Source organism: Knoellia sp. p5-6-4, assembly GCF_029222705.1.
GTDB lineage: Bacteria > Actinomycetota > Actinomycetes > Actinomycetales > Dermatophilaceae > Pedococcus_A.
This window is the reverse complement of record NZ_JARGZF010000001.1, coordinates 2303122-2325804: the sequence shown is the minus strand read 5'-3', so window position 1 is coordinate 2325804 and position 22683 is coordinate 2303122. Positions and strand designations below refer to the sequence as shown.

The following is a 22683-nucleotide window of genomic DNA, read 5'->3' as shown; positions in this document are numbered from 1 at the left end:
GAGGGTTGTTCAGGCGCGACGAAGCGCGGCGGCCTGGGCGGCCAGGGTCTCCACCCGCGCCCAGTCGCCCCGGGTCAGCGCGTCCTTCGGCGTCAGCCACGAGCCCCCCACGCAGCCGACGTTGGGCAGGGCCAGGTAGTCGCGGGCGTTCTCGGGCGTCACCCCGCCGGTCGGGCAGAACCGCAGGTGCGGGCACGGGCCGGCCACGGCCGAGAGGTAGGGCCGGCCGCCGCTGGCCTCGGCCGGGAAGAACTTCATCGCGGTCAGCCCGGCCTCGGCCAGGGTGAGCATCTCGGTGAGGGTGCCGGCACCCGCCAGCAGCGGGAGGCCGGAGCGCACGGCCGCCTCGAGCAGCCGCGGCGGCGAGCCGGGCGTCACGAGGAACTGCGCCCCGGCGTCGCGCACCTGGGCCACCTGCTCGGGCGTCAGCACGGTGCCGGCGCCGACCACCATGCCCTCGACCTCGTTGGCCACCGCCTCGATCGCGGCCAGCCCGGCCTCCGAGCGCAGTGTGATCTCGATGATCGGTATGCCGCCGCGCAGCAGCGCCTGCGCGAGCGGCACCGCCTGCTCGGCGGACTCCACGACCACCACGGGGATGACGGGCGAGATGTCGAGCACGTCGGCGCCGCTGCGGATCTCGTGGTGCTGCAAGGTGGGGCTCACCGGGTCTGCTCCTGCTGTGGCGTGATGGTGGGGGTCAGGGTGTGGTCACCGAGCTCGGCGGTGCGAGCCAGTGTGGCAAAGACGTGGGCACCCTCGTCGGCTCGGCCGACGGCGGTGCGCAGCGGGTGGAAGAGCTCACGCCCGGTGCCGTACTCCTCCGGGGCCGCACGCATCGCCGGCGGGCGGGAGGCGAGCTCGCCGGGGTCGACCAGCACGTCGAGGGTGCCGGCATTGGCGTCGAGGCGGACCACGTCGCCGTCGCGCACTCGGCTGATCGGCCCCGCGTGCACCGACTCCGGCGTCACGTGGATGGCCGCGGGGATCGCGCCCGACGCCCCGCTCATGCGGCCGTCGGTCACCAGCGCCACGGCATACCCCCGCTTCTGCAGCACGCCCAGCGAGGGCGTCAGGGCGTGCAGCTCGGGCATGCCGTTGGCCGACGGGCCCTGCTCGCGGATGACGACCACGACGTCGCGGTCGAGCTCGCGCCGCGAGAAGGCGGTGAGGAAACCGACCTGGTCGGTGAACACCCGCGCCGGGGCCTCGACGACGCGGTGCTCCTCCGCGACCGCCGAGACCTTGATGACGGCGTTGCCGAGCGAGCCCCGCAGCATCCGCAGGCCGCCGTCGGGCGCGAAGGGGTCGGTCGCCGGGCGCAGCACGGCGCGGTCGCCCGACTCCAGCGGCACGTCCTCCCACAACAGGGCGCCCTCGGCGTCGAGGACGGGACGCTGGGTGTAGCGGGACAGGCCCGGCCCGGCAAGGGTCTGCACGTCCTCGTGCAGCAGGCCCGCGTCGAGCAGGCTGCGCACCAGGAAGGAGGTGCCGCCGGCGGCGTGGAAGTGGTTCACGTCGGCGGGGCCGTTGGGGTAGATCCGGGCGAGCAGCGGCACGACCGCCGACAGCTCGTCGAAGTCGTCCCAGGTCAGGTGGATGCCCGCCGCGGCGGCCATGGCGACCAGGTGCATGGTGTGGTTCGTCGAGCCGCCAGTCGAGAGCAGGGCCACGACCCCGTTGACGACCGCCTTCTCGTCGACGACCTGGCCGATGCCGTAGACCTGCTCGCCCGAGGCGATCTCGGCGACCCGCCGGGTGGCCGCGTCGGTCAGGGCCGCGCGCACCGGGTCGTCGGGGTGCACGAACGCGGCGCCCGGCAGGTGCAGCCCCATGACGTCCATGAGCAGCTGGTTGGAGTTGGCGGTGCCGTAGAAGGTGCAGGTGCCCGGCGAGTGGTAGCTGGCGATCTCGGACTCGAGCAGCTCCTCGCGCCCGGCCTTCCCGTCGGCAAACGCCCTGCGCACCTCGGCCTTCTCGGCGTTCGACCGCCCCGAGGCCATCGGACCGGCGGGCACGAACGCGGTCGGCAGGTGCCCGAAGGTCAGGGCCCCCTCCACCAGGCCGGGGACGATCTTGTCGCAGACGCCGAGCATCAGCGCACCGTCGAAGACGTCGTGCGAGAGCGCGATCGCGGTCGACATGGCGATGACGTCGCGGCTGAAGAGGCTCAGCTCCATGCCGGCCCGGCCCTGCGTGATGCCGTCGCACATGGCCGGCACGCCGCCGGCCACCCGTGCCACCGCACCGACCTCCCGGGCGGTGTCCTTGATGGCCTGCGGGTAGTGCTCGTAGGGCGCGTGGGCCGACAGCATGTCGTTGTAGGACGTGACGATGCCGAGGCTGACCGCGCTCACCCCGGTCATCGCGACCCGGTCGGAGCCGCCGCACGCGGCGACGGCGTGGGCGAGGTTGCTGCACCCGAGGTCAGCCCGGGCCGGCCGCAGGCCACGCTCGGCCGCGGCCGCCGAGGTGCGCGAGAGGTATGCCGCGCGGCTGGCACGGCTGCGCTCGGCCACCTTCGCGGTGACGTCGGCGACGACAGGATGGACGGGCAGGACAGGACGGGGCACGGTGTTCTCCTCGCGGTTCGCAGGCGGCCCGGAAAGGGGCCACGGGCGAACGGCGACGGTGGCGCTCGCGTCTGGTGTGGCACCGGTCACACTAGGGCCAGCGACGTCCCCGACTCCAGAACCCTGCCATCCCATCCCGTCATACGGACGGGTAGACCACGTCGCGAGATGGGGTTCCGTCACACGACCACTCGGCGTGTCGTGGTGCTGAGCCCCGGCTCGGCGCGAGGATGCCCCCATGAAGGACTGGACCGAGAAGGCCATCGAGCGGGCCGAGAACGTCGTCTACCTCGTGGTCGCGATGATCCTGTTCGTCATCGCCGCCGTCGTCCTCGTCCGTGCCGTCCTCGAGTTCCTCAAGCTGGGCACGAACGATGTCACCGACGTCGCCGCGAAGGTGCTCGACCTGCTCCTGCTGGTCTTCATCGTCGTCGAGCTGCTCTTCGCCGTGCGCACCACGCTCTCGCGGCGCGAGCTCGTCGCCGAGCCGTTCATCCTCGTCGGCATCATCGCGTCCCTGAAGGAGATCGTCGTCCTGTCGGTGAAGGCGCCCGAGCTGCTCGGCAAGCCGGAGTTCCAGGACATGATCTGGCTCATCGGCATCCTCACCGTCACGATCGTCGTGCTCTCGGTGGCCGGCTTCCTGCTGCGCCGCAAGGAGCGCGAGCCGACCGAGGGTGACCGCGACAGCGACGGCAGGCCCGACCTGACCGAGCCCTCCCCGGCAACCGGCTGAGGACAGCTAGGGCTGCCGGCGGTGCAGCCGCCACGCGCTCGGCTCGTCGAGGGAGCCCTCCCCCACGCGCGTGAACACGAGGCGGTCGTGCAGCCGGTTGCGCCGGCCGCCCCAGAACTCGACCTCGTCGCAGACCACCCGGTAGCCGCCCCAGAAGTCGGGGACGGGCACGTCGTCGACATTGCCGCGATCCGGCCACTGCGCGGCATACCGCTCGTAGGCCTCCTCGAGGCCAGCCCTGCCCTCGATCGGCCGCGACTGCTGCGAGGCCCAGGCGCTGATGCGCGAGGCCCAGGGCCGCGAACCGAAGTAGCCCGCGACCTCCTCGCGGGTCAGCGGCTCGGAGGCCCCGCGGAACCGGATGGCGCGGAACATCGCCGGCCAGGTGAGCGAGGCGGCGATCCCCCCGGTCGCGGCGATCTCCAGGCCCTTGGTCGACTCGGTGTTGGTGACGAAACCCGGCCCCCGCTCGTCGAAGAAGCGCATGAGCACGGTGCGCACGTTGGGCCGGCCGTCGGGGTCGACAGTGGCCACGGACAGCGCGAGCGGCTCGGGCACGTCGCCGAGCTCGCGCGAGCGCGCCTGGGCCTCGGCCACCCACTGATGCGCCTGCTGCCAGGGCGTCGGGGCGATGTCGACCTCGGAGAGCCCCTCGCCGGTGTAGTCCACACGGTGCGCATCGGTCATGGCACGAGATTAGGGTGAGAGCCCAGCCACGACACAGGGAGGCGCGAATGCCAGATCGGGGCAAGGCAGTCGGCAACATCGTCAAGTGGGGCGTGAAGTACGGCCCCCACGTCGTCGTGCTTGCGCAACAGGCCAAGGACCCGGCGATGGCGGCAGCCAAGAAGGCGATGGAGCGCCAGAAGGCCCGCCGTCGCGCTGTGGAGCACGCCGCCACCGTGCGCGAGGGCAGTGTGCTGAAGACCTTCGACCCGCGGCAGGAGTCGGACGAGCCGGTCTGGGTCGTGTTCTCCGGTGAGGAGCCGATCGCGGCCCACCCCACCACCACCACGCCGCTCGCCGAGCTGGTCGCCCGCAGTGACCTGACCATGCGCAAGCGACCGCACGAGATGCCGTCCACGTCCGAGCGGGTGCGGCAGCTCCCCCGCCAGCTGCCCAAGCGCCGGCCGCGGTAGGGGGTCTCCCGCTCGAAGGCCCCCTGAGCACCAGGGCGCCCGCCCTCCGTCAACGCGGAGGGCGGGCGCCGCCGTGACGGGTGCCGTGCTGTGTGCGCCTACGACTGCAGGCGGCTGCGCTGCAGGAGCCGGAGGCCGATGAGGGCGAAGGGCGAGAACCCGATGAGCACCATCACCGCGACCACGACGGGCAAGCCGGCCCCGAAGGCCATCAGCCCGGCGACGCCACCGAGGAACAAGGCGATGGTCCACCAGCCCAGCACCCCGGCACGGGCCAGCCCGACCAGCAGCAGGATCGGCCCGACCAGGCTGAACAGCTCGGTGCCGTCCCACATCCACAGCAGCGAGGCCTCCTTGACGCCGCGGAAGACCTCGACCGCCTGCTCGCTGGAGAGAGCCCGGCCGGCCGAGGCGTTCCACCAGTCGCTGAGCACCATGCCCGACACGTTGGCGAAGCCGATGGTCGTGAGCAGGGCCCCGACCACCGTCAGCCACGCGCCACGGGCCCGGCGCACCAGCGACGGCGCGGCCAGCACACCGAGGGCGATCGCGAGGTTGCCGTAGTGCAGGAAGAGCGCCGAGACCTGGGTCATCGTCGTGTCCCGTGCCAGGGAGGCGATGTAGTCGGCGTCGGCCATGGAGTCGGACGGCGGGGAGGTGAACATCCCCAGCGACCAGAGGACGGGTCCGGCGACGAGGGCGATGGCGGCGGCCACTGGCAGGATCCGGGACGAGGCGCGCCGGGCATCCTCGGCTGCCCCGGAGGCGGACGGTGCGGCGGCGCGGTTGGTGGCGCCGAGGGTGGAGCTGTTGGCGGTCATGGCGATTCCTTCTCGAGGTCGTTCTCGTGGCCCGGACCCTCCGGGCGTCCGCCGGTGCTCGGCGACAGGACAACCCTCCGCCGGCCCGCCCTCAGCGCGGCTCCCCCGCGGCGCACCGAGCTGGCCTCCCCCACGAGACGGAGCTCCTCGCCGACCTCTCCCTCCCAAGGGGGATACGCCGGCGCCCCTGCCGCCCTAGGGTTTCGGCCATGTCGACCACCGCCCGCCTGCGCGACCCGCGGCTCGTCCCGTATGCCGCGGCCGTGGCGATGGGCCTGCTCGGCCTCAACGAGGCGTGGTTCGACCCCGAGTTCCACGTCCACTTCGCCGAGCTCGCACTCGCCTCCGCCTGGATCAGTGCGGGCTTCCTCGTCGCCGCTCGCTGGCCCGCTGTGGGGGCCGTCGCGGTGGCCTGCTTCTACCCGTTCAGCACCCTGCTCGGCGCACCCGGCCCGGGCGGCACCGGACTCATCTCCATGCTCATCGCCGTGGCGTGGGCCGGCTTCGCCGACACCCGCACCCGGTCGCGAGCGGCCGTGCTGGCCAGCATCGCCGTCTTCGTCGCCACCGACGCCGTGCAGCACGGCCTCACCTGGGACACCATCTTCTTCCCCGCGATCTTCGTGCCCGCCTGGTGGACAGGCACCCTCGTCCGGCGGGAGCAGCAGCGCAGCCGGCAGCTCGCCGCGATGGCTGCCGAGATCGACGCCCAGCGCGAGGCCGGCGCCCACGCCGCCGTGGTGGAGGAGCGCGCCCGCATCGCCCGCGAGGTGCACGACTCGGTGGCGCACTCGGTGAGCGTGATGACCCTGCAGATCGGGGGCCTGCGCCGCCAGCTCGACGACGTGCTCCGCGACCGCCCGGCGGAGCGCGAGGTCATGCTCGGCCTCGAGCGGCTCGGGCGCCAGTCGGTGGAGGAGCTGCGGGCGACCGTGGGCATCCTGCGCGACGACTCCGAGACGCAGGCGCCCGTGGCCCCGGCCTCGCTCGCCCGGGCCGACGAGCTGGTGGCCGACGTGCGCGCCGCGGGGCTCGACGTGAGCCTGGAGGTGAGCCGCGACCTCGGCGAGCTGCCCCGCGCCCTGGACGTCGCGGCATACCGGGTCGTGCAGGAGGGGCTCACCAACGTGCTGCGGCACGCCCCACAGGCGCACGCGCAGGTGCGGATCCACCGGCAGGACAACGACATCCGCGTTGTCGTCGCCGACGACGGCCGCGGCACCGGGCGCTCCGGCGTGACCGACCGCGACGGGGTCGAACCCGCCAACGGTGCCATCGGGGGGCACGGCCTGGTGGGACTGCGCGAGCGCACCGCGATGTTCGGCGGGTCGTTCGACGCCGGGCCGCTGCCGGGCGGCGGCTTCGAGGTCGACGCCCGCTTCCCCCTCGACCGGAGGTGGTCATGACCATCAGGGTGGCGCTGGTCGACGACGAGGCCATGGTGCGGGTCGGGCTGCGCATGGTGCTGTCGGCCGAGCCCGACATCGAGGTGGTCGGCGAGGCCGCGGACGGCGCGGCTGCCGTCGACGTCGTGGCGCAGACCAGCCCGGACGTCGTGCTGATGGACGTGCGGATGCCCCACGTCGACGGCATCGAGGGGTCGCGGCGGGTGCTGGCCGCCAGCCCCCAGACGAGGGTCGTCATCCTCACGACCTTCGGCGAGGACGAGTACCTCGAGGGCGCGCTGCGGGCCGGGGTGAGCGGCTTCCTGCTCAAGGTCTCGCCGCCTGAGCAGCTCATCGACGCCGTGCGCGCGGTGGCCGGCGGCGGTGGGCTGCTCGACCCCTCGGTCACGCTGCGGGTGATCGAGTCGTTCGCCGCCGCAACCCCGGGGCGGACCCAGCGCTCGGCGGTGCTCGACACGCTGACCGCCCGCGAGCGCGACGTGCTCGCCCTGCTGGCCCGCGGGATGTCCAACGCCGAGATCGCGGCCGACCTCTACCTCGGCGAGGCGACGGTGAAGACCCACGTCTCGAGCGTGCTGATGAAGCTGGGCCTGCGCGACCGGGTGCAGGCAGTGGTCGCCGCCTACGAGACCGGTCTGGTGCGCCCCGGCGAGGCCTGAACCGGCGGAACCTCGACCGCCGCTGTGCCGTTCGACGTCACGTGAGCCCACTCGACCCCGCCCTCAGCCTGGCGCGCACCCAGCTCGCGAGCGCCCTGCGGTCGCGGGTGGCCGGCGAGGACGCCCGGGAGAAGGCCGCCGCGATCTGGCTCACCGAGGGCCCACGGTGGTTCACCCCCGACGACCCCATCTGGCGGGTGCACGCCGACGCCTCGATGTTCCCGGCCGGCATCCGCGCCCTGCTGCTGCAGTCGCTGCACCCGCTGGCCATGGCCGGCGTCGCGGGCCACTCCGGCTACAAGGGCGACCCGTGGGGCCGCCTGCAGCGCACCAGCGAGTTCCTCGCCACGACGACGTTCGGCACCATCGAGCACGCGGAGCGGCAGATCGCCCGGGTGCGCGGCATCCACCGCCGGGTGCGCGGGGTCGCCCCGGACGGTCGGGCCTACGCCGCCGACGACCCACACCTGCTGCGATGGGTGCACCTCACCGAGGCCGACAGCTTCCTGACCTCCTACCAGCGGTACGCCGAGCAGCCGCTCACCCCCGAGGAGGCCGACACCTACGTCGAGCAGACCGCCGTGGTCGCCAGCCGGCTGGGGGTGCTGGACCCGCCGACCACCGTGGCGCAGCTGCGCGAGGGCATCGAGTCCTACCGATCCGAGCTGGCCAGCACGCCGGAGGCCCGCGACGCCGCCCGCTTCCTGCTCGTGCACCCGCCGCTGCCGCTCGCCGCACGCCCCGGGTATGCCGCGCTGGCGGCCGGTGCCGTGGCGATGCTGCCCCGGTGGGCCCGCCGGCCGCTGCGGCTGCCGTGGCTGCCCGTCACCGAGCACCTGGTGGGCCGGCCGCTCGGGGGCGCGGCGACCTCCGTCGTCCGCTGGGCGATGCGCACCGACGAGGACGTGCGCCACCGCCGCTCGGGCTGACCTCACCCTCGCCCGGGACGCTGCTCGACCGCGGGTCAGGTCTCGGGGCGCCACCAGACCGGCCCGTGCCGCAGCAGGTACCCGAGCTCGTCGCCGGGGGTCCGTGCCCGCAGGGGCGGGAAGGGTCCGTCTGCGCGGTCGGCCATGCCGGCGACCACCTCGTCGAGCACCTCGCGAGCGGTGTGCTGCGGCTGCCACCCCAGCACGTCGCGCGCCCGGGCGGTGTCCATGAACGGCACCCTGAACGCCATCTCCAGCCAGCCCGGGTCGAGCGGCTGCACGCCCGCCCGCCAGAGGGCCCCGACCAGCCGCAGGGCCCAGGGTCGCGGCAGGTGCAGCGGCCAGCCACCAAAGGCGTCAGCGATCTCGGGCTGGCGCAGCACACCGTCGGCGGCAAGGTTGAACGCCCCTCCGGCCCGCGACTCGAGGATGCGCACCATCGCGTCGGCCACGTCGTCGGCATGAACGAACTGCAGCGCGAAGCCGCGGTCGAGCGGCAGCACGCCCACGTGGCGCAGCAGCGGGGCCGGCAGCAGGAACGGGAAGCCCAGGCGCAGCATGGCGCTGCCCGCCGCGCGCTGGCCGACGAGCGAGGGCCGCGTCCTCGCCACCACGAGGTCGTCGCCGGCCTCCTCAACCCGGTCGAGGACCCGCTCGACGAACGCCTTGTGCCGGCTGTAGACCGAGCCCGGGATGCCGGTCGCCGGCCAGCGTTCGTCGACGACCTCGTCGCTGACCCGCGGGGCATAGGTGCCCACCGACGAGCCGAACACCAGGTGCGGCACACGCTCGGCCCGCACCGCGCGGATGACGGCGAGGGAGCCGCCGAGGTCGACCCGGCGCAGGTGTCCGCGGTTGTGCATCGGCTGCAGGCCCCAGGCCAGGTGCACCACGCCGTCCGCGTCGCGCACGAACTGCGGGAGACGGGAGTCGCCCGCCCGGTCGGCGAGGTCGTGCGACACCCAGGTCACGCCCTCGGCGCGCCCGGGTGCGCCGGGCGCCTGCGGGACGCGGCGGCATACCGCGGTGACGTCGTGGCCGCGGCCGGTCAGGGCGCGCAGCAGCGCGCTGCCCACGATGCCGCTCGCTCCGGTGACGACGACCTGCACGCTGCCTCCATCAGGCCGGGTGCCCATCGAAACACGGGGCGACCGGGGCCGCTCGGTCGCCGGTTGTCCACGCCTTCGCGGGCAGTCGGGGCCTACGGGGTCGGGTGGCGGGAGTCGTAGCGGACGAAGCCGGGCTGCAGGCGGGCGAGGACGCCGATGGCCAGGACACACAGCAGGCCACCGACCACGGCGGTCCAGCCCTCCCCCAGCACCTTCGTCGCGAGACCGCCGACCAGCTCACCGAGCCGCGGGCCGCCCGCGACGACGACGATGAAGACGCCCTGGAGGCGCCCGCGCAGGTGGTCGGGCGTAGCTGACTGCAGGATCGTCGTGCGGAAGACGGCGCTCACCGAGTCGGAGGCCCCGGCCACTGCCATGCAGGCGAGCCCCGCCCACAGCGCCTGCTGCTGGGTGAGTGCGCCGCCGCTGGCGAGCATCGCCACCCCGAAGCCCGCGATGGCGAAGCCCCACCCGACGATGCTGACGAGGATCGCCACGCCCTGGCGACGCACGTGGCCGAGGCGCCCCGAGAACGCCATGGCCACGATGCCGCCCACCGCCGCGGCGGCGCTGAGCGCTCCGACGGTCTTGGCGCCGCCGCCGAAGATGACGGCACCGGCAGCCGGGAACAGCACCCGCGGCTGGGCCAGCAACATCGCGGCGATGTCGGCCACGAACGTCATGCGCACGTTGGGTCGGGTGCTGAGGAACCGGAAGCCGTCGAGCACCGACCGCAGCCCGGGCCGGGTCGCCGCGTGCTCGTCGTCGTGCGGCTCGGGCGGCAGGGCGCGCAGGCGCCAGAGCCCCCAGAGCGCGGCCGTCGTGACGACGGCGTCGACCGCGTAGGCCGTGCGGAAGCCTCCCCAGTCGACCAGAACGCCCGCGAGGAGCGGGCCCACGGTGAGCGAGGCGTTCATGGCGAACACCGAGAGCGCGTTGGCCGCCGGCAGCAGGCGGGACTCGAGGATGCGCGGGTAGATCGAGGTCCGCGACGGCGAGGCCACCGCGAAGGAGCCGTTCCACAGGGCGACCAAGGCGTAGAGCACCCACACGTTGGTGTTGCCGAGGAAGGCCTGCACCGCGCACAGGATGCTGGTGAGCCAGCTGGCTCCCTGGGCCGCGAGCGCGACCAGCCGGCGGTCGTGGTGGTCGGCGAGCGAGCCGCCGTAGAGCCCGAGCCCGACGAGCGGCACCAGCGCGAAGAGGCCGACGAGACCGACGGCGGCGGTGGACTTCGTGAGGTCGTAGACCTGCAGGCCGATGGTCACGGTCGCCATCTGCGAGCCGACGTTGCTGAACGTGAAGCCGGTGTAGAGCCGCCGGTACTCGGGGCTGACGCGCAGCGGCGTCAGGTCGAGCAGCAGGGGCACAGGCAGGACCCTACGACGCGGCGTCGGCTAGCGTGCAGCCGCATGGAAGCCAAGGCGCGGATCGCGCTGCTCATCGACGCCGACAACGTGTCGGCCCGCCGGATCGACCTCATCCTCAACGAGCTGTCCGGCTACGGCGAGACGAGCATCCGGCGCGCCTACGGCAACTGGACCAAGCCCGAGCTGCGCGGGTGGGCGGGGGTGCTCCACGAGAACGCCATCCGGCCGATGCAGCAGTACGACTACACCAGCGGCAAGAACGCCAGCGACATGGCGCTCGTCGTCGACGCCATGGCCCTGCTCTACACCGACCAGCCCGAGGCCTACGCGATCGTCTCCTCCGACGGCGACTTCACCCCGCTCGTCATGCACCTGCGCGAGAAGGGCGCAGCCGTCTACGGGTTCGGCGAGCGCAAGACCCCGGAGCCCTTCAAGAGCGCCTGCTCGCGGTTCCTCGTCCTCGACCAGCTCGACGTCGAGGAGGAGGACGCGGCGGCCGACACGACCGAGGCCGAGGCCCGGCCCGCGCGGCTGCGGGTGCCCACCGCCGAGCTCAAGAAGGACGCCAAGCTCGTCACGCTGCTCCGGCGGGCTGTTCAGGGGGCCGCCGACGACGACGGCTGGGCGCTCGTGGGCACCGTCGGCCAGCACATCGCGAACCAGTCGTCGTTCGACCCGCGCAACTACGGCTACGCCAAGCTGAGCAAGCTGCTCGAGGCGACCGACCTGTTCGACATGAAGGACGAGGGCAAGCCCACCCTCGCCGTACGCGACAAGCGCCGAGCCAGGAGCGCGAGGCGCTAGCCCATGACGACGAGAGCCTTTGCCCTCGGCACGCTCTACCACGTCCAGCTCGCCATCCCGACGGGAGGCGAGCCGGCGTGCCGGGAGTTCTGGGCCGACGTCCTCGGCATGGAGGAGCTGGAGAAGCCCCCCGTGCTGGCGGCCCGGGGTGGCTGCTGGTTCCGCGGCGGCGGACTGGAGGTCCACCTCGGTGTCGAGCAGGACTTCTCCCCTGCCCGCAAGGCCCACCCGGGCATCCTCGTCCAGGACCTGCCGGCACTGGCGGCAGCACTGGAAGAGGCCGGCGTCGAGTGACCTGGGACGGGAAGTTCCCCGGGCACCGACGGTTCTACGCCTCCGACCCGTTCGGCAACCGGCTGGAGTTCCTGGAGCCCGAGCAGCCCTGAGCGGCAGCGTCAGTCGGCGACGGTGATGCCGAGCTGGTCGGCCAGGGCCGGCGCGAGGTCGAGCAGCTGGAGGCGGGAGATCGTCGCGCCCGACAGGCTGGCCAGCCCGCGCGGCGCCGCCAGGTGTGCCCCGCTGAAGTCGACCGCCTTCATCTGCACCTGGTTGAAGTCGGGCCCCACGAGCCGGCAGCCCTCGAAGGTGACCTGTTGCAGGGCCGCGCCACCGAAGTCAGGCTCGGTCAGCACGCAGTCGACGAACGCCACCTCCCGCAGGTTTGCCCCGCGCAGGTTGAGGTAGTCGATCTTGCCGCCCTCGACCCGCACCCGCCGCAGCTCGGACCCGTGGAGCTGCACCGCCCCCAGTCGCGCCCCCGAGACGACGCAGTCCAGCCACTCGCTCTCGGCGAGGTCGACGCCGGCTCCGCGCACGGCATACAGGGTCGTGTCCGCGAAGCGGGCCCGCGGTGCCCGCAGCTCGGTGAGGTCGCACTCCTCGAACCGGCACTCCAGGAAGCGTGCGCTCCCGGCGTCCTGCCCGGTCAGGTCCCCGGTGAAGACCTCGGTGTCGAAGTCGCCGTCGGGGGTCAGGCGAGGGGTCACCATGAGGGCGTCGCAGGCATGTGCATGGACGCCATGTTGGCCCATCACGCCGACAGTGCAGAATGGCAGCGCCGACAACGACGCCGAGCAAGGGATGGGGACCTCCGATGTCCGACAGTGACTTCAAGCCAGGGCTCGAGGGAGTCATCGCCTTCGAGTCGGAGATCGCCGAGCCCGACAAGGAGGGCGGCGCTCTCCGGTACCGCGGCGTCGACATCAACGACCTCGTCGGGCGGGTCTCGTTCGGCCAGGTCTGGGGCCTGCTCGTCGACAACGAGTTCGACCCGGGCCTGCCTCCCGCCGAGCCGTTCCCGCTGCCGATCCACTCCGGTGACGTGCGGGTCGACGTCCAGGCCGCGCTGGCGACCCTGGCCCCGCTCTGGGGCTTCCGGCCGCTGCTCGACATCGACCCCGAGACCGCCCGCGACAACCTCGCGCGCGCCTCGGTGACCGCGCTGTCGTTCGTGGCCCAGTCGGCCCGTGGCCTCAGCCAGCCGATGATCCCGCAGCGCGAGGTCGACAGGGGCCGGACGATCGTCGAGCGGTTCATGATCCGCTGGCGCGGCGAGCCCGACCCGCGTCACGTCGAGGCCGTCGACGCCTACTGGGTCTCGGCTGCCGAGCACGGCATGAACGCCTCGACCTTCACCGCGCGCGTCATCGCCTCCACCGGTGCCGACGTCGCCGCCTGCCTGTCCGGTGCCGTCGGGGCGATGAGCGGCCCGCTGCACGGCGGAGCCCCCTCGCGCGTGCTGCACATGATCGAGGGCGTCGAGCAGACCGGTGACGCCACGGCCTACGTCAAGGACGTGCTCGACAAGGGCGAGCGGCTCATGGGCTTCGGCCACCGCGTCTACCGCGCCGAGGACCCCCGGGCCCGGGTGCTGCGGGCGACCTGTGAGCGGCTGGGTGCGCCCCGTTTCGAGGTGGCGGCCGCCCTGGAGAAGGCTGCCCTCGACGAGCTGCACGCCCGGCGCCCCGACCGGGTGCTGGCGACCAACGTGGAGTTCTGGGCGGCCGTGCTGCTCGACTTCGCCGAGGTACCGGCCTCGATGTTCACCCCGATGTTCACCTGCGCCCGTTCGGCCGGCTGGTCGGCGCACATCCTGGAGCAGAAGAAGACCGGACGCCTGATCCGCCCGAGCTCGCGCTACATCGGCCCCGGCCCGCGGCCCGTGGAGTCCGTGGCCGGCTGGCGCGGCTGACCCCCTTTCCCTGCAGCAACTTCTGCTAGCAGGGGTTGCTGCCGACGACCCCTGTTGCTGCATACCCCTGCGGCAGCAGTCTCTGCTGAGTCGGGCGACCGCAACGGCCTGCGCGACCCGAGTTGTCCACAGGCCCGCAGCGCCGACCTTGCTGCATCCGGCACCCTGCCGGGATGGAGCTGCACGACCTGGCCCGGCACGACGTGGTGTCGACGCGCGACGCCACCACGCTGGGACTCGGACCGTCCGATCTGCGCCGGATGGTCAGGCAGGGCGAGATCCGCCGGCTCATCCGCGGCTGGTATGCCGTCGGCTCGCCCGACGCCGATCGTCCACCGTGGGAGGGCGAGGACGAATGGGAGACAGCCCGGGCCGCACACCGCCTCCTGACCATCGCCCTGTTGCGGTCGTTCGCGGGCCGGGTGGTCGCGAGTCACCAGTCCGCGCTGGTGCTCCACGGTGTTCGGCTGTGGAAGTCGGACCTCGAGACCGCCCACGTCTGCCGCACCGACGACGACCACACCCGTCGGCGAGCGGCGGCCGTCCTGCACCCGGCGTGCGGCGTCGATCCGGTGAAGACCGCTGACGGCTTCCGCACCGTGCCGGTCGCGACGGCGGTCGTTCAGGCCGGCCTCCACGCTCCACGAGACGGCCTCCCGCCATTCCCCTTCGAAAGCCTGGTGGCGGCCGACGGCGCACTCCACGACGGTCTGGTCACCAAGGAGGAGCTCGAGGCCGCGGTCAAGGCGCACAGCCGGCTCCCCGGCATACATGGGGTGCGGGCCCTCCTCGCACATGCGGATGGTCGCCACGAGTCGGTCGGGGAGACCAGGTTGGCACACACCATGCGCGCCTTGGGCTACCAGTTCACGCCGCAGGTGAAGGTGACCGCCGGGGGTCGGCGCTGGCGGGTTGACTTCATGCTCGACGACGACCCGGTCGTCGTGGAGTTCGACGGCCTCGCGAAGTACTCAGGCGGGCTCATGAACCCGACGCCAGATCAGCTGCGCAAGGCGCTCGCCCTGGAGAAGAGGCGCGAGGACCGACTGCGCGGCACCGAGCGTGAGGTGGTGCGCTTCGTCTGGGCAGAGGCCGATGACGCCCCCGTGGTGCGGGCCCGGCTCGACGCGGCCATCGCGCGGGCACGCCGCCGCCTCGGAGCCTGACCTCAACGGGTCCACTGCGACTCGACCCATCACGACACAGCACAGGATGCTGCCGCACGGGTATGCAGCAACGTGGGTCGGCGGCAGCAACTTCTGCTAGCAGAAGTTGCTGCACGGAAGGCCGGCGGAACGTCCGGGTGGTGGACCTCACGTCCCACAGGGCGGACAGCGGTGCCAGACTGGTGGCCGACAACGGCGTCGCCAGACCACCAGCCAGCCGACCGCAGACCGCGGCCACCGAACCCGAAGGTGACTTGACGTGACCGAGAGTGCCCCGCTGACCCTCCCCGCCGAGCTGCTGCCCCAGGACGGGCGGTTCGGCTCCGGTCCGTCGAAGGTCCGGCCCGAGCAGGTCGACTACCTCGCCTCCCTGGGCACCACCGTGCTCGGCACCTCGCACCGCCAGGCCCCGGTGAAGAACCTCGTCGGCGCGGTCCGCGAGGGCATCAGCGAGCTGTTCGGCCTGCCCGAGGGCTACGAGGTCGTCCTGGGCAACGGCGGCTCGACGGCGTTCTGGGACATCGCCGCCTTCGGCCTGGTCCGCGAGCGCGCCCAGCACCTGAGCTTCGGTGAGTTCTCGTCCAAGTTCGCCAGCGTCACCCACAACGCCCCCTTCCTCGGCGACTCGACCATCATCAAGGCCGAGCCCGGCACGCTGGCCGCCCCGCAGGCCGAGGCCGGGGTCGACGTCTACGCCTGGCCGCACAACGAGACCTCCACCGGCGTCATGGCCCCGGTCAAGCGGGTCGCCGGGGCCGACGAGGGCTCCCTCGTGCTCATCGATGCGACCTCCGGTGCCGGCGGTCTGCCCGTCGACGTCCGCGAGTCCGACATCTACTACTTCGGCCCGCAGAAGTGCTTCGCGGCCGATGGCGGCCTCTGGCTGGCCGTCTTCTCCCCGGCCGCCCTGGCCCGGGTCGACGAGATCGCCGCGACGGGCCGCTGGGTGCCCGACTTCTTCTCGCTGCCGACCGCGATCGACAACTCCCGCAAGAACCAGACCTACAACACCCCGGCCGTCGGCACGCTGGCCCTGCTCAAGGCCCAGCTCGAGTGGATCAACGGCAACGGCGGTCTCGACTGGGCGGTCAAGCGCACGGCCGACTCCAGCGGGCGTCTCTACGACTGGGCCGAGCGCACGGCCTACACCACGCCCTACGTGGCCGACCCGGCCGCGCGCTCGCAGGTCGTGGCAACCATCGACTTCTCCGACGACGTCGACGCGGCCGCGGTGGCCAAGACCCTGCGCGCCAACGGCGTCGTCGACGTGGAGCCCTACCGCAAGCTGGGCCGCAACCAGCTGCGCGTGGCGACGTTCCCCGCCGTCGAGCCCGACGACGTGTCGGCCCTGATCGCCTGCGTGGAGCACATCGTCGAGCGCCTCTGACCTGCGAACGCGCCCTTTCGGGCGTAACCTGCGCGCCGGCCCGTCGTTGGTCCGGGTGAACCACCCCGGGGATGGGGCACGCGGACACGAGGAGAAGCACGCAATGACGCGGGACGTGCGACTGACCTGGCGCACCTTTGCCGGCGCCCTGCCGGCGGTGGCACTGATCGGCAGCGGATCGGTGCTCGTCGGCACGGGTGGAGCGGCGGCGGAGCACGTGACCGCCGGGTCCAAGCCCATCGTGACGGTGCCCGCCACACCGCTGACGCGTCCCGCGGCCCCGGTGCTGCCGCCGCTGCCGCCCATCCCCGACGAGGTGGCGCCGTCGCTGCCGTCGGCCACCAGCCCCGACCTCGCCCCTGCCCTCGCGGCCAGCGGCATCCCCTCGCGGGCCCTCGACGCCTACAAGCGGGGCGCCACGCTGGTCGACGCGGCCGACCCCGCCTGCGGGATCGACTGGGCGCTCATCGCCGCGATCGGCAAGGTCGAGAGCGACCACGGACGGTATGCCGGCAACGGCCTCGACGAGTCCGGCACCGTCCGCCCGGGCATCTACGGGCTGCCGCTGGACGGCAGCAACGACACCGCGGTCATCCACGACACCGACGGCGGTGCCCTCGACCGCGACACCGAGTGGGACCGCGCCGTGGGGCCGATGCAGTTCATCCCCGGCACCTGGCGCACGGTGGGGGTCGACGCCGACGGCGACGGCACGAAGAACCCGCAGAACATGTCCGACGCGGCCACCTCGACCGCCGTCTACCTCTGCTCCGGACCCGGTGACCTCACCCGGGACTCCGACCTCCGCTCGGCGGTCCTGCGCTACAACCACAGCGACGCCTACGTCAGCCAGGTCGTCGCCATCGCCGACGGCTACCGGCGCGGAGTCACCGTGCTGCCCAGCGGCGACCTCTCCGCGGCCCAGCGCGCCGCGACCCCCTACCTCCCCTCGGGGTCCTCCGCGCCGGAGGGCGGGACCGCGGCGAAGGGCTCCTCCGCGCCGGCACCGTCCCCGCGCTCGACGCCGTCGGCTCGCGCGACTGGCGGCTCCGGCTCCGGCTCGGGCACCTCCGGCGGCTCGGGTGACGAGGCGACCACCAGCCCGACGCCCTCACCCTCGCCGACGACGGGCGTGGGCGGTGTCGTCGAAGACCTGACCAAGCCGCTGAAGCCGAAGCCGACGTCGACCCCCACGTCGACCTCGAGCCCCTCCCCGACCACGACGGCGGCGCCCGAGCCGGTCGAGCCGGTCACCAACGCGCTGGGTCAGCTCGTCTGCCCCGCCGGGTACGAGCTGCGGCTCACCGTGCCGCCGATGTGCTACCCGAAGTAGTAGCCGCCGACGTAGTAGCCGCCGACCGAAGTAGTCAGCCGACGAGCGCGGCGACCACCGCCACGGCGACCACGGCCACCAGCACCGCGATGGTGACCCGGCGCCGGAACGCGGGGGTCACCGGGCCGCCTCGGGCACGGCCTCGGAGACCGGCGAGGTGCTGACCCGGAACCGGGGACGTCGCTGCGACTCGTAGCTCACGCGGACATTCTCGTGGCGGGCCAGCCAGACCGAAACACCGGCCAGCGCCATTCCCACGGCCACGGTGCCGATCGCGATGGTCCAGCGGGGCCCGAAGACGTCGCCGATCCAGCCGATGATGGGCGCGCCGACGGGCGTGCCGCCCATGAAGATCGCCATGTAGAGCGCCATGACCCGGCCCCGCATGTAGGGCTCGACGCGCAGCTGCACCATCGCGTTGGCGGTGGTCAGCGCGGTCAGGGCGGCGAGGCCCACCGGCACGAGGGCGACGGCGAAGAGCGCGTAGGTCGGCGCGAGCGCAGCGGCCGCGGTCGCCAGCACGAAGCCCACCAGGGCGGTGAGCAGGATGCGCAGCCGCGGCTGGGAGCGGCGAGCCGAGAGCAGGGCCGCGGCCAGCGACCCGATCGCCATGATCGAGCCGAGCAGGCCGTACTCCTCGGGCCCCTTGTCGAACTCGCGGGTCGCCATCAGGGCCGTGGTGATCTGGAAGTTCATGCCGAAGGTGCCGAGCACGAACACCAGGCCCATGACGAGGATGAGGTCGGGGCGGTTCCTGACGTAGCGCAGCCCGTCGGTGATGGCGCCCTTGCCCCGGGTGACCGGGGCGGGCCGCAGCTCCCTCGGCCGCAGCAGCACGAGCGCGACGAGCACCGCCACGAAGGTCAGGGTGTTGAGCAGCAGCGCCACGCCGGTGTTGAACCAGGCGATGGTCAGGCCGGCGATGCCCGGGCCGATCAGCCGCCCGGCGTTGAACGACGCGCTGTTGAGGGAGACGGCGTTGGCCAGCTTCTCGCGCGGCACCATCTCGGAGACGAACGACTGCCGGGCCGGGTTGTCGATGGCGGTGGCGACACCGGTGAACAGCGCGATGGCGTAGACCATCCACAGCTCGGCCACCCCCGTGACGACGAGCAGGCCGAGCAACAGGCTCGAGGCCGCCAGCCCGGTCTGGGTGAGGACGAGCGTGCGCCGCTTCGGGAACCGGTCGGCGATCATGCCGGCCCACGGCGCCAGCAGCAGGAAGGGCAGGAACTGCAGCCCGGTGACGATGCCCAGCGCCTGCGACGAGTGGTCGGTGAGCTCGGTGAGCACCAGCCAGTCCTGGGCGACCCGGCCCATCCACGTGCCGATGTTGGAGATGAAGGCGCCGGTGGCGTAGATGCGGTAGTTGCGGATGGACAGCGACGAGAACGTCGGGCTCATTCGCTGGCCACCCTCGTCAGGATGGCGGCGGCCTTGCGCAGGACCTCCTGGTCCTCGGGGCTGAGCGCCTTGACGCGCACGGTCATCCACTGGTCGCGCCGGCGGCGGATCTCCTTGAGCACCCGCTTCGCCTCGTCGGTCAGCGACAGGATGACCTGCCGCCCGTCCGAGGGGTCGGCGGTGCGCGCGACGAGGCCACGCTCCACGAGCGCGGCCACGGTGCGCGTCATGCTGGGGGCGCTGACCCGCTCGATCTCCGCCAGCTCGCCCGGCGTGCGCGGCGCCTCCTGCAGCCGTGCCAGCACGCTGAACTGGTGCGGCGGCACCTCGTGCGTGCTCTCGAAACGGATGCGGCGCGAGATGCGCATGCAGGCCAGGCGGATCTCGCCGGCCACGGCGGCGACAGCGGAGGGCGACAGGCCCGCGCTCACCGCGCGGCGGTCCGATGACGTCATGGCTCCCTCCTCACTAGATGTTTAGCACAACTCATTACCTGTGCTAACTATTCCGGCGAGGGGTGTCAACCCCGGAGACGCGTATGCCGGGTGGCCCCGTGCGGGGACCACCCGGCATACGCGCGGGGCGCCGAAGGTCAGAGGCCGGCGGCGCTGCGCAGCGGGTCGATCGCGAAGTAGACCACGAACAGCGCCGAGACACCCCAGAGGATGGGGTGGATCTGGGCGGTCTTGCCGCGGACGACCTTGATCAGGGTGTAGACGACGAAGCCCGCGCCGATGCCCACGGTGATGGAGTAGGTGAACGGCATCAGCACGATGGTGAGGAACGCGGGGATCGCGATCTCGAGGTCGTCCCAGTCGATGCCCTTGACCTGCTGCATCATCAGGAAGCCGACGATGACGAGCGCGGGCGTGGCCGCCTCGTAGGGGACGATGTTCACGAGCGGCGCCAGGAAGGTCGCCAGCAGGAACAGCACACCGGTGACCACCGACGCCAGACCGGTGCGCGCGCCCTCGCCGACACCGGAGGCCGACTCGATGTAGGAGGTGTTCGACGAGACCGAGGCGGCGCCACCGGCCATGGCGGCGACGGAGTCGACGATGAGGATCTTCTCGGCGTTGGGCGGGTTGCCCTCCTTGTCGAGCAGCTTGGCCTCGGAGCCGATGGCGACCATCGTGCCCATCGTGTCGAAGAAGTCGGCGAGCAGCAGGGTGAAGACCAGCAGCAGGGCGGCCACGACGCCGATCTTGGAGAACGAGCCGAGCAGGCTGAACTGGCCGAGCAGGCCGAAGTCCGGCAGGTCGACGATCGTCTCGGGGATCGCCGGGACGTTCAGGCCCCAGCCGGCCGGGTTGACGACCTCGCCCTTGTCGTTGGCCTGACCGCCGATCTTGGCGATGGTCTCGACGACGACCGCGAGCACGGTGGCGCCGACGATGCCGTAGAGGATCGCTCCCTTCACGCCCTTGACCATCATGACGATGATGGCCAGCAGGCCGGCGACGAAGACCAGCAGCGGCCAGCCCGTGAGGAAGCCGCCGATGCCGAGCTCGACCGGCACCGGGCCCCCGGCCGGCTTGCGCACGAAGCCGGCGTCGACGAACCCGATGATGGTGATGAACAGGCCGATGCCGACGCTGATCGCGGTCTTGAGCTGGGCGGGGATCGCCTTGAAGACCGCCTGCCGGAAGCCGGTGAGCACCAGCACCGTGATGATGATGCCCTCGAGCACCACCAGGCCCATGGCGTCGGCCCAGGTCATCTCCGGGAGCTTGGCCACGCCGAACGTGACGAAGGCGTTGAGCCCGAGGCCGGTGGCCAGCGCCAGCGGGTAGTTGGCGACGACACCCATGAGCAGGGTCATCACACCGGCGACCAGGGCGGTCGCGGCGGCCACCATGTGCAGGTTCGGGGCGGTGCCGCCACCGAGGAACTGCCCGGTGGAGTCGGCCTGGGTGCCGATGATGAGCGGGTTGAGCACGATGATGTAGGCCATCGTGAAGAAGGTGGCCAGACCGCCGCGGACCTCGCGCCCGACGGTCGAGCCACGCTCGGTGATCTGGAAGAACGAGTCGAGGGCGCCGGTGGACAGGGCCCTGCGCGTCGCGGTGGAGGACTTCGACATGGGCAGAAGAGTAGGGCCTGTGGCGGTTTGTCCTGCGGCTAGGCTGCAGACGTGAGACAGTCCAGCGCCAGCCGGCCGACCAACGGCCCGACCACCCGCTCGACACCCCAGGTCACCGAGCCGCAGCCGCTGCCGTGGCGCACGACCCACGTCGTGCTGTGGGGCATCGCGATCTGGGCCGTGGCTCTGGTCGTCACGCTCGCCGTGCCGGCGCTGCACAGCGGCGACCGTTCGTGGTGGCCGTGGGTCTGTGTCGCCGGGATCGTGCTCGGCTTCCTCGGCTACAGCTACGTGCGCCGCGGGCGTGGCAACGCCTCCGACGCCCGCTGAGCGTCGAGCCGCACCACCGACCGCACCCGGACCTCGTACCGGGGCCTCGGACCGGCCTCAGACCAGGTCGTAGGCCTGCTCGTCCACGAGCGGCTCGCCCACGGGCACCGGCAGCTGCTTCTCGACGTCGACCTCGGAGTGGGCGCCGCAGCCGTGGTCAAGACTCACGACGCGGGCGTCGCTCGGGGACCAGGCGTTGGCGCACACGCCGAAAAAAGACCTCAGCGCTCCTGCCATGGGCAGGAAGTAGCCGCACGTCGAGCACGGGGCCGGGGCCTTCTCGGCGACCTCGGCGTGCGGACCGCTGTCACCCTCGTACCAGCGCTGGGCCGCGGCCTCGCGGCCCTCGGCCGACAGCACGCGCTTGCGCCCCAGCCCCAGCTCCCAGAGCGCCATCTGGTCGACGTCCTCGTCGCCGGTGGCCTCGAAGCCGGGCTCGAGGTTGGGGTCGTCCTCCCGGTAGGGGAGCACGTCGCCGGGCCCCACGTCACCGGGCGCGAGCCGCTCGGCATACGGCACCCACTCCGGCGAGAGCAGCGCTCCCTCGCCGGGCACGAGGTTGGTCTCGCACACCGTGGCGACCTTGCCGCGGGGCACCCGGGCGACCGTGATCGCCCAGCGCCAGCCGGGGTAGGCCTTGGCGGTGCAGGCGAAGAAGTGCGTGGCCAGCCGCTCGTCGACCATCTCCATGCCGAGGTGGTCGCCGACGCTGCCGGCCTCGGCGATCGACTCGGCGGCCTCGCGGGCCAGATCGACCGAGGCCTTCAGCACCGCGTCGTGCTTGGGGGCAGCCACCTCAGGACTCCAGCTGGTCGGCGAGGAAGCGCAGCACGGTGGCGAGCTTGTCGCCGTGCGCCTTGTCGGGCCGGCGACCGCGGCGGAGGGAGGTGGAGGCGTCGTCGAGCAGCTTGATGGTGTCCTCGATGAGGACGACCATCTCCTCGGGCTTCTTGCGGGTCTGCTCGCGCTTGCCCGCGGCGACGCTGGGCGACGGCTCGAGCACCCGCACCGACAGGGCCTGGGCGCCACGGCGGCCCTCGACGATGCCGAAGTCGACGCGGGTGCCCTTCTTCAGCGTGGTGATGCCCTCCGGCAGGGCGCTGGCGTGCAGGAACACGTCCTCACCCTCGTCACCGGCGATGAAGCCGAAGCCCTTGTCCGCGTCGTAGAACCTGACCTTGCCTGTAGGCACTGCCCACCTCTGCCTTTGAAAAGAGCCCTGGAAGTCCGTGTGTGACGGCGC

General features: G+C 72.5%; 24 protein-coding genes. 12 read left to right on the top strand and 12 right to left on the bottom strand.

The genetic code is table 11. The annotated features are described in order from the left end of the window. Nucleotides 1–9 precede the first annotated feature (9 nt). Nucleotides 10–666 carry a bifunctional 4-hydroxy-2-oxoglutarate aldolase/2-dehydro-3-deoxy-phosphogluconate aldolase gene (gene eda / locus P2F65_RS11320; protein WP_275807101.1) on the bottom strand — a complete coding sequence of 219 codons (657 nt, stop codon included), beginning with the start codon at nt 664–666 and terminating at the stop codon, nt 10–12. Beyond that, on the bottom strand, nt 663–2573 hold the full coding sequence (gene edd / locus P2F65_RS11315) for a phosphogluconate dehydratase (RefSeq protein WP_275807098.1): 1911 nt from the start codon (nt 2571–2573) through the stop codon (nt 663–665). The genes eda and edd overlap by 4 nt, the downstream gene beginning before the upstream one ends. A 238-nt stretch (nt 2574–2811) precedes the next feature. Between edd and P2F65_RS11310 the strand changes: the two genes are divergently transcribed. Further along, nucleotides 2812–3309: a phosphate-starvation-inducible PsiE family protein gene (locus P2F65_RS11310; protein ID WP_275807095.1), complete on the top strand. Its 498-nt coding sequence runs from the start codon at nt 2812–2814 to the stop codon at nt 3307–3309. Between the two features lie 6 nt (nt 3310–3315). Here the strand turns inward: P2F65_RS11310 and pdxH are convergent, their stop codons facing one another. Next, nucleotides 3316–3996, bottom strand: coding sequence for a pyridoxamine 5'-phosphate oxidase (pdxH, locus tag P2F65_RS11305; RefSeq protein WP_275807092.1), 681 nt, complete (start codon nt 3994–3996; stop codon nt 3316–3318). Nucleotides 3997–4043: 47 nt separating this feature from the next. Here pdxH and P2F65_RS11300 point away from each other — a divergent pair, with 47 nt between their 5' ends. Next, nucleotides 4044–4448: a hypothetical protein gene (locus P2F65_RS11300; protein WP_275807089.1), complete on the top strand. Its 405-nt coding sequence runs from the start codon at nt 4044–4046 to the stop codon at nt 4446–4448. Between the two features lie 98 nt (nt 4449–4546). Here the strand turns inward: P2F65_RS11300 and P2F65_RS11295 are convergent, their stop codons facing one another. Further along, nucleotides 4547–5269: a hypothetical protein gene (locus P2F65_RS11295; protein WP_275807085.1), complete on the bottom strand. Its 723-nt coding sequence runs from the start codon at nt 5267–5269 to the stop codon at nt 4547–4549. Between the two features lie 209 nt (nt 5270–5478). Here P2F65_RS11295 and P2F65_RS11290 point away from each other — a divergent pair, with 209 nt between their 5' ends. The 3 genes from P2F65_RS11290 to P2F65_RS11280 are packed head-to-tail and all read left to right on the top strand — an operon-like array spanning nt 5479 to nt 8263. Further along, complete coding sequence (locus tag P2F65_RS11290; protein ID WP_275807082.1) at nt 5479–6675, top strand: sensor histidine kinase; 1197 nt, start codon at nt 5479–5481, stop codon at nt 6673–6675. Beyond that, nucleotides 6672–7334, top strand: a complete 663-nt coding sequence (locus P2F65_RS11285) for a response regulator transcription factor (RefSeq protein ID WP_275807079.1) — start codon at nt 6672–6674, stop codon at nt 7332–7334. Before P2F65_RS11290 ends, P2F65_RS11285 begins: the two co-directional genes overlap by 4 nt. Nucleotides 7335–7375: 41 nt before the next feature. Further along, entirely contained in the window at nt 7376–8263 is an 888-nt protein-coding gene (locus tag P2F65_RS11280; protein WP_275807077.1) for an oxygenase MpaB family protein, read from the top strand. Between the two features lie 35 nt (nt 8264–8298). Here the strand turns inward: P2F65_RS11280 and P2F65_RS11275 are convergent, their stop codons facing one another. Next, nucleotides 8299–9372, bottom strand: coding sequence for an NAD-dependent epimerase/dehydratase family protein (locus tag P2F65_RS11275; protein ID WP_275807074.1), 1074 nt, complete (start codon nt 9370–9372; stop codon nt 8299–8301). Nucleotides 9373–9464: 92 nt separating this feature from the next. Continuing rightward, nucleotides 9465–10742, bottom strand: a complete 1278-nt coding sequence (locus P2F65_RS11270) for an MFS transporter (RefSeq protein WP_275807071.1) — start codon at nt 10740–10742, stop codon at nt 9465–9467. Between the two features lie 42 nt (nt 10743–10784). Between P2F65_RS11270 and P2F65_RS11265 the strand changes: the two genes are divergently transcribed. Continuing rightward, entirely contained in the window at nt 10785–11546 is a 762-nt protein-coding gene (locus P2F65_RS11265) for an NYN domain-containing protein (RefSeq protein WP_275807068.1), read from the top strand. Nucleotides 11547–11549: 3 nt separating this feature from the next. After that, entirely contained in the window at nt 11550–11840 is a 291-nt protein-coding gene (locus P2F65_RS11260) for a glyoxalase (protein ID WP_345803687.1), read from the top strand. Nucleotides 11841–11941: 101 nt separating this feature from the next. Here P2F65_RS11260 and P2F65_RS11255 read toward each other — a convergent pair whose 3' ends face one another. Next, complete coding sequence (locus P2F65_RS11255; RefSeq protein WP_275807065.1) at nt 11942–12535, bottom strand: pentapeptide repeat-containing protein; 594 nt, start codon at nt 12533–12535, stop codon at nt 11942–11944. A gap of 104 nt (nt 12536–12639) precedes the next feature. On the opposite strand from P2F65_RS11255, the gene P2F65_RS11250 reads away from it, so the two are divergent. The 4 genes from P2F65_RS11250 (at nt 12640) to P2F65_RS11235 (ending at nt 17623) form a co-directional block, all read left to right on the top strand. Further along, on the top strand, nt 12640–13737 hold the full coding sequence (locus P2F65_RS11250) for a citrate synthase 2 (RefSeq protein WP_275807062.1): 1098 nt from the start codon (nt 12640–12642) through the stop codon (nt 13735–13737). A gap of 173 nt (nt 13738–13910) precedes the next feature. Continuing rightward, entirely contained in the window at nt 13911–14903 is a 993-nt protein-coding gene (locus tag P2F65_RS11245) for a type IV toxin-antitoxin system AbiEi family antitoxin domain-containing protein (protein ID WP_275807059.1), read from the top strand. Between the two features lie 259 nt (nt 14904–15162). Next, nucleotides 15163–16290 (top strand): phosphoserine transaminase, encoded by a 1128-nt coding sequence (gene serC / locus P2F65_RS11240; RefSeq protein ID WP_275807056.1) that lies wholly within the window; start codon nt 15163–15165, stop codon nt 16288–16290. A gap of 103 nt (nt 16291–16393) precedes the next feature. Further along, nucleotides 16394–17623 carry a lytic murein transglycosylase gene (locus P2F65_RS11235; RefSeq protein WP_275807053.1) on the top strand — a complete coding sequence of 410 codons (1230 nt, stop codon included), beginning with the start codon at nt 16394–16396 and terminating at the stop codon, nt 17621–17623. Between the two features lie 117 nt (nt 17624–17740). Here P2F65_RS11235 and P2F65_RS11230 read toward each other — a convergent pair whose 3' ends face one another. The 3 genes from P2F65_RS11230 to P2F65_RS11220 form a co-directional block, all read right to left on the bottom strand. Beyond that, the gene (locus P2F65_RS11230) at nt 17741–19027 is read right to left on the bottom strand and encodes an MFS transporter (protein ID WP_275807050.1); all 1287 of its coding nucleotides are present in this window, start codon (nt 19025–19027) and stop codon (nt 17741–17743) included. Then, entirely contained in the window at nt 19024–19482 is a 459-nt protein-coding gene (locus P2F65_RS11225; protein WP_275807048.1) for a MarR family transcriptional regulator, read from the bottom strand. The genes P2F65_RS11230 and P2F65_RS11225 overlap by 4 nt, the downstream gene beginning before the upstream one ends. 137 nt (nt 19483–19619) lie before the next feature. Further along, nucleotides 19620–21110, bottom strand: a complete 1491-nt coding sequence (locus P2F65_RS11220) for an NCS2 family permease (RefSeq protein ID WP_275807045.1) — start codon at nt 21108–21110, stop codon at nt 19620–19622. A 51-nt stretch (nt 21111–21161) separates the two neighbouring features. On the opposite strand from P2F65_RS11220, the gene P2F65_RS11215 reads away from it, so the two are divergent. Then, nucleotides 21162–21440, top strand: coding sequence for a DUF2530 domain-containing protein (locus P2F65_RS11215; RefSeq protein ID WP_275807043.1), 279 nt, complete (start codon nt 21162–21164; stop codon nt 21438–21440). Nucleotides 21441–21497: 57 nt separating this feature from the next. Here P2F65_RS11215 and P2F65_RS11210 read toward each other — a convergent pair whose 3' ends face one another. Together P2F65_RS11210 and P2F65_RS11205 are read right to left on the bottom strand one after the other, a co-directional pair. After that, nucleotides 21498–22235: a DUF3027 domain-containing protein gene (locus P2F65_RS11210; RefSeq protein WP_275807039.1), complete on the bottom strand. Its 738-nt coding sequence runs from the start codon at nt 22233–22235 to the stop codon at nt 21498–21500. Between the two features lies 1 nt (nt 22236). Beyond that, nucleotides 22237–22632, bottom strand: a complete 396-nt coding sequence (locus P2F65_RS11205; protein WP_275807036.1) for a cold shock domain-containing protein — start codon at nt 22630–22632, stop codon at nt 22237–22239. Between the last annotated feature and the right edge of the window lie 51 nt (nt 22633–22683).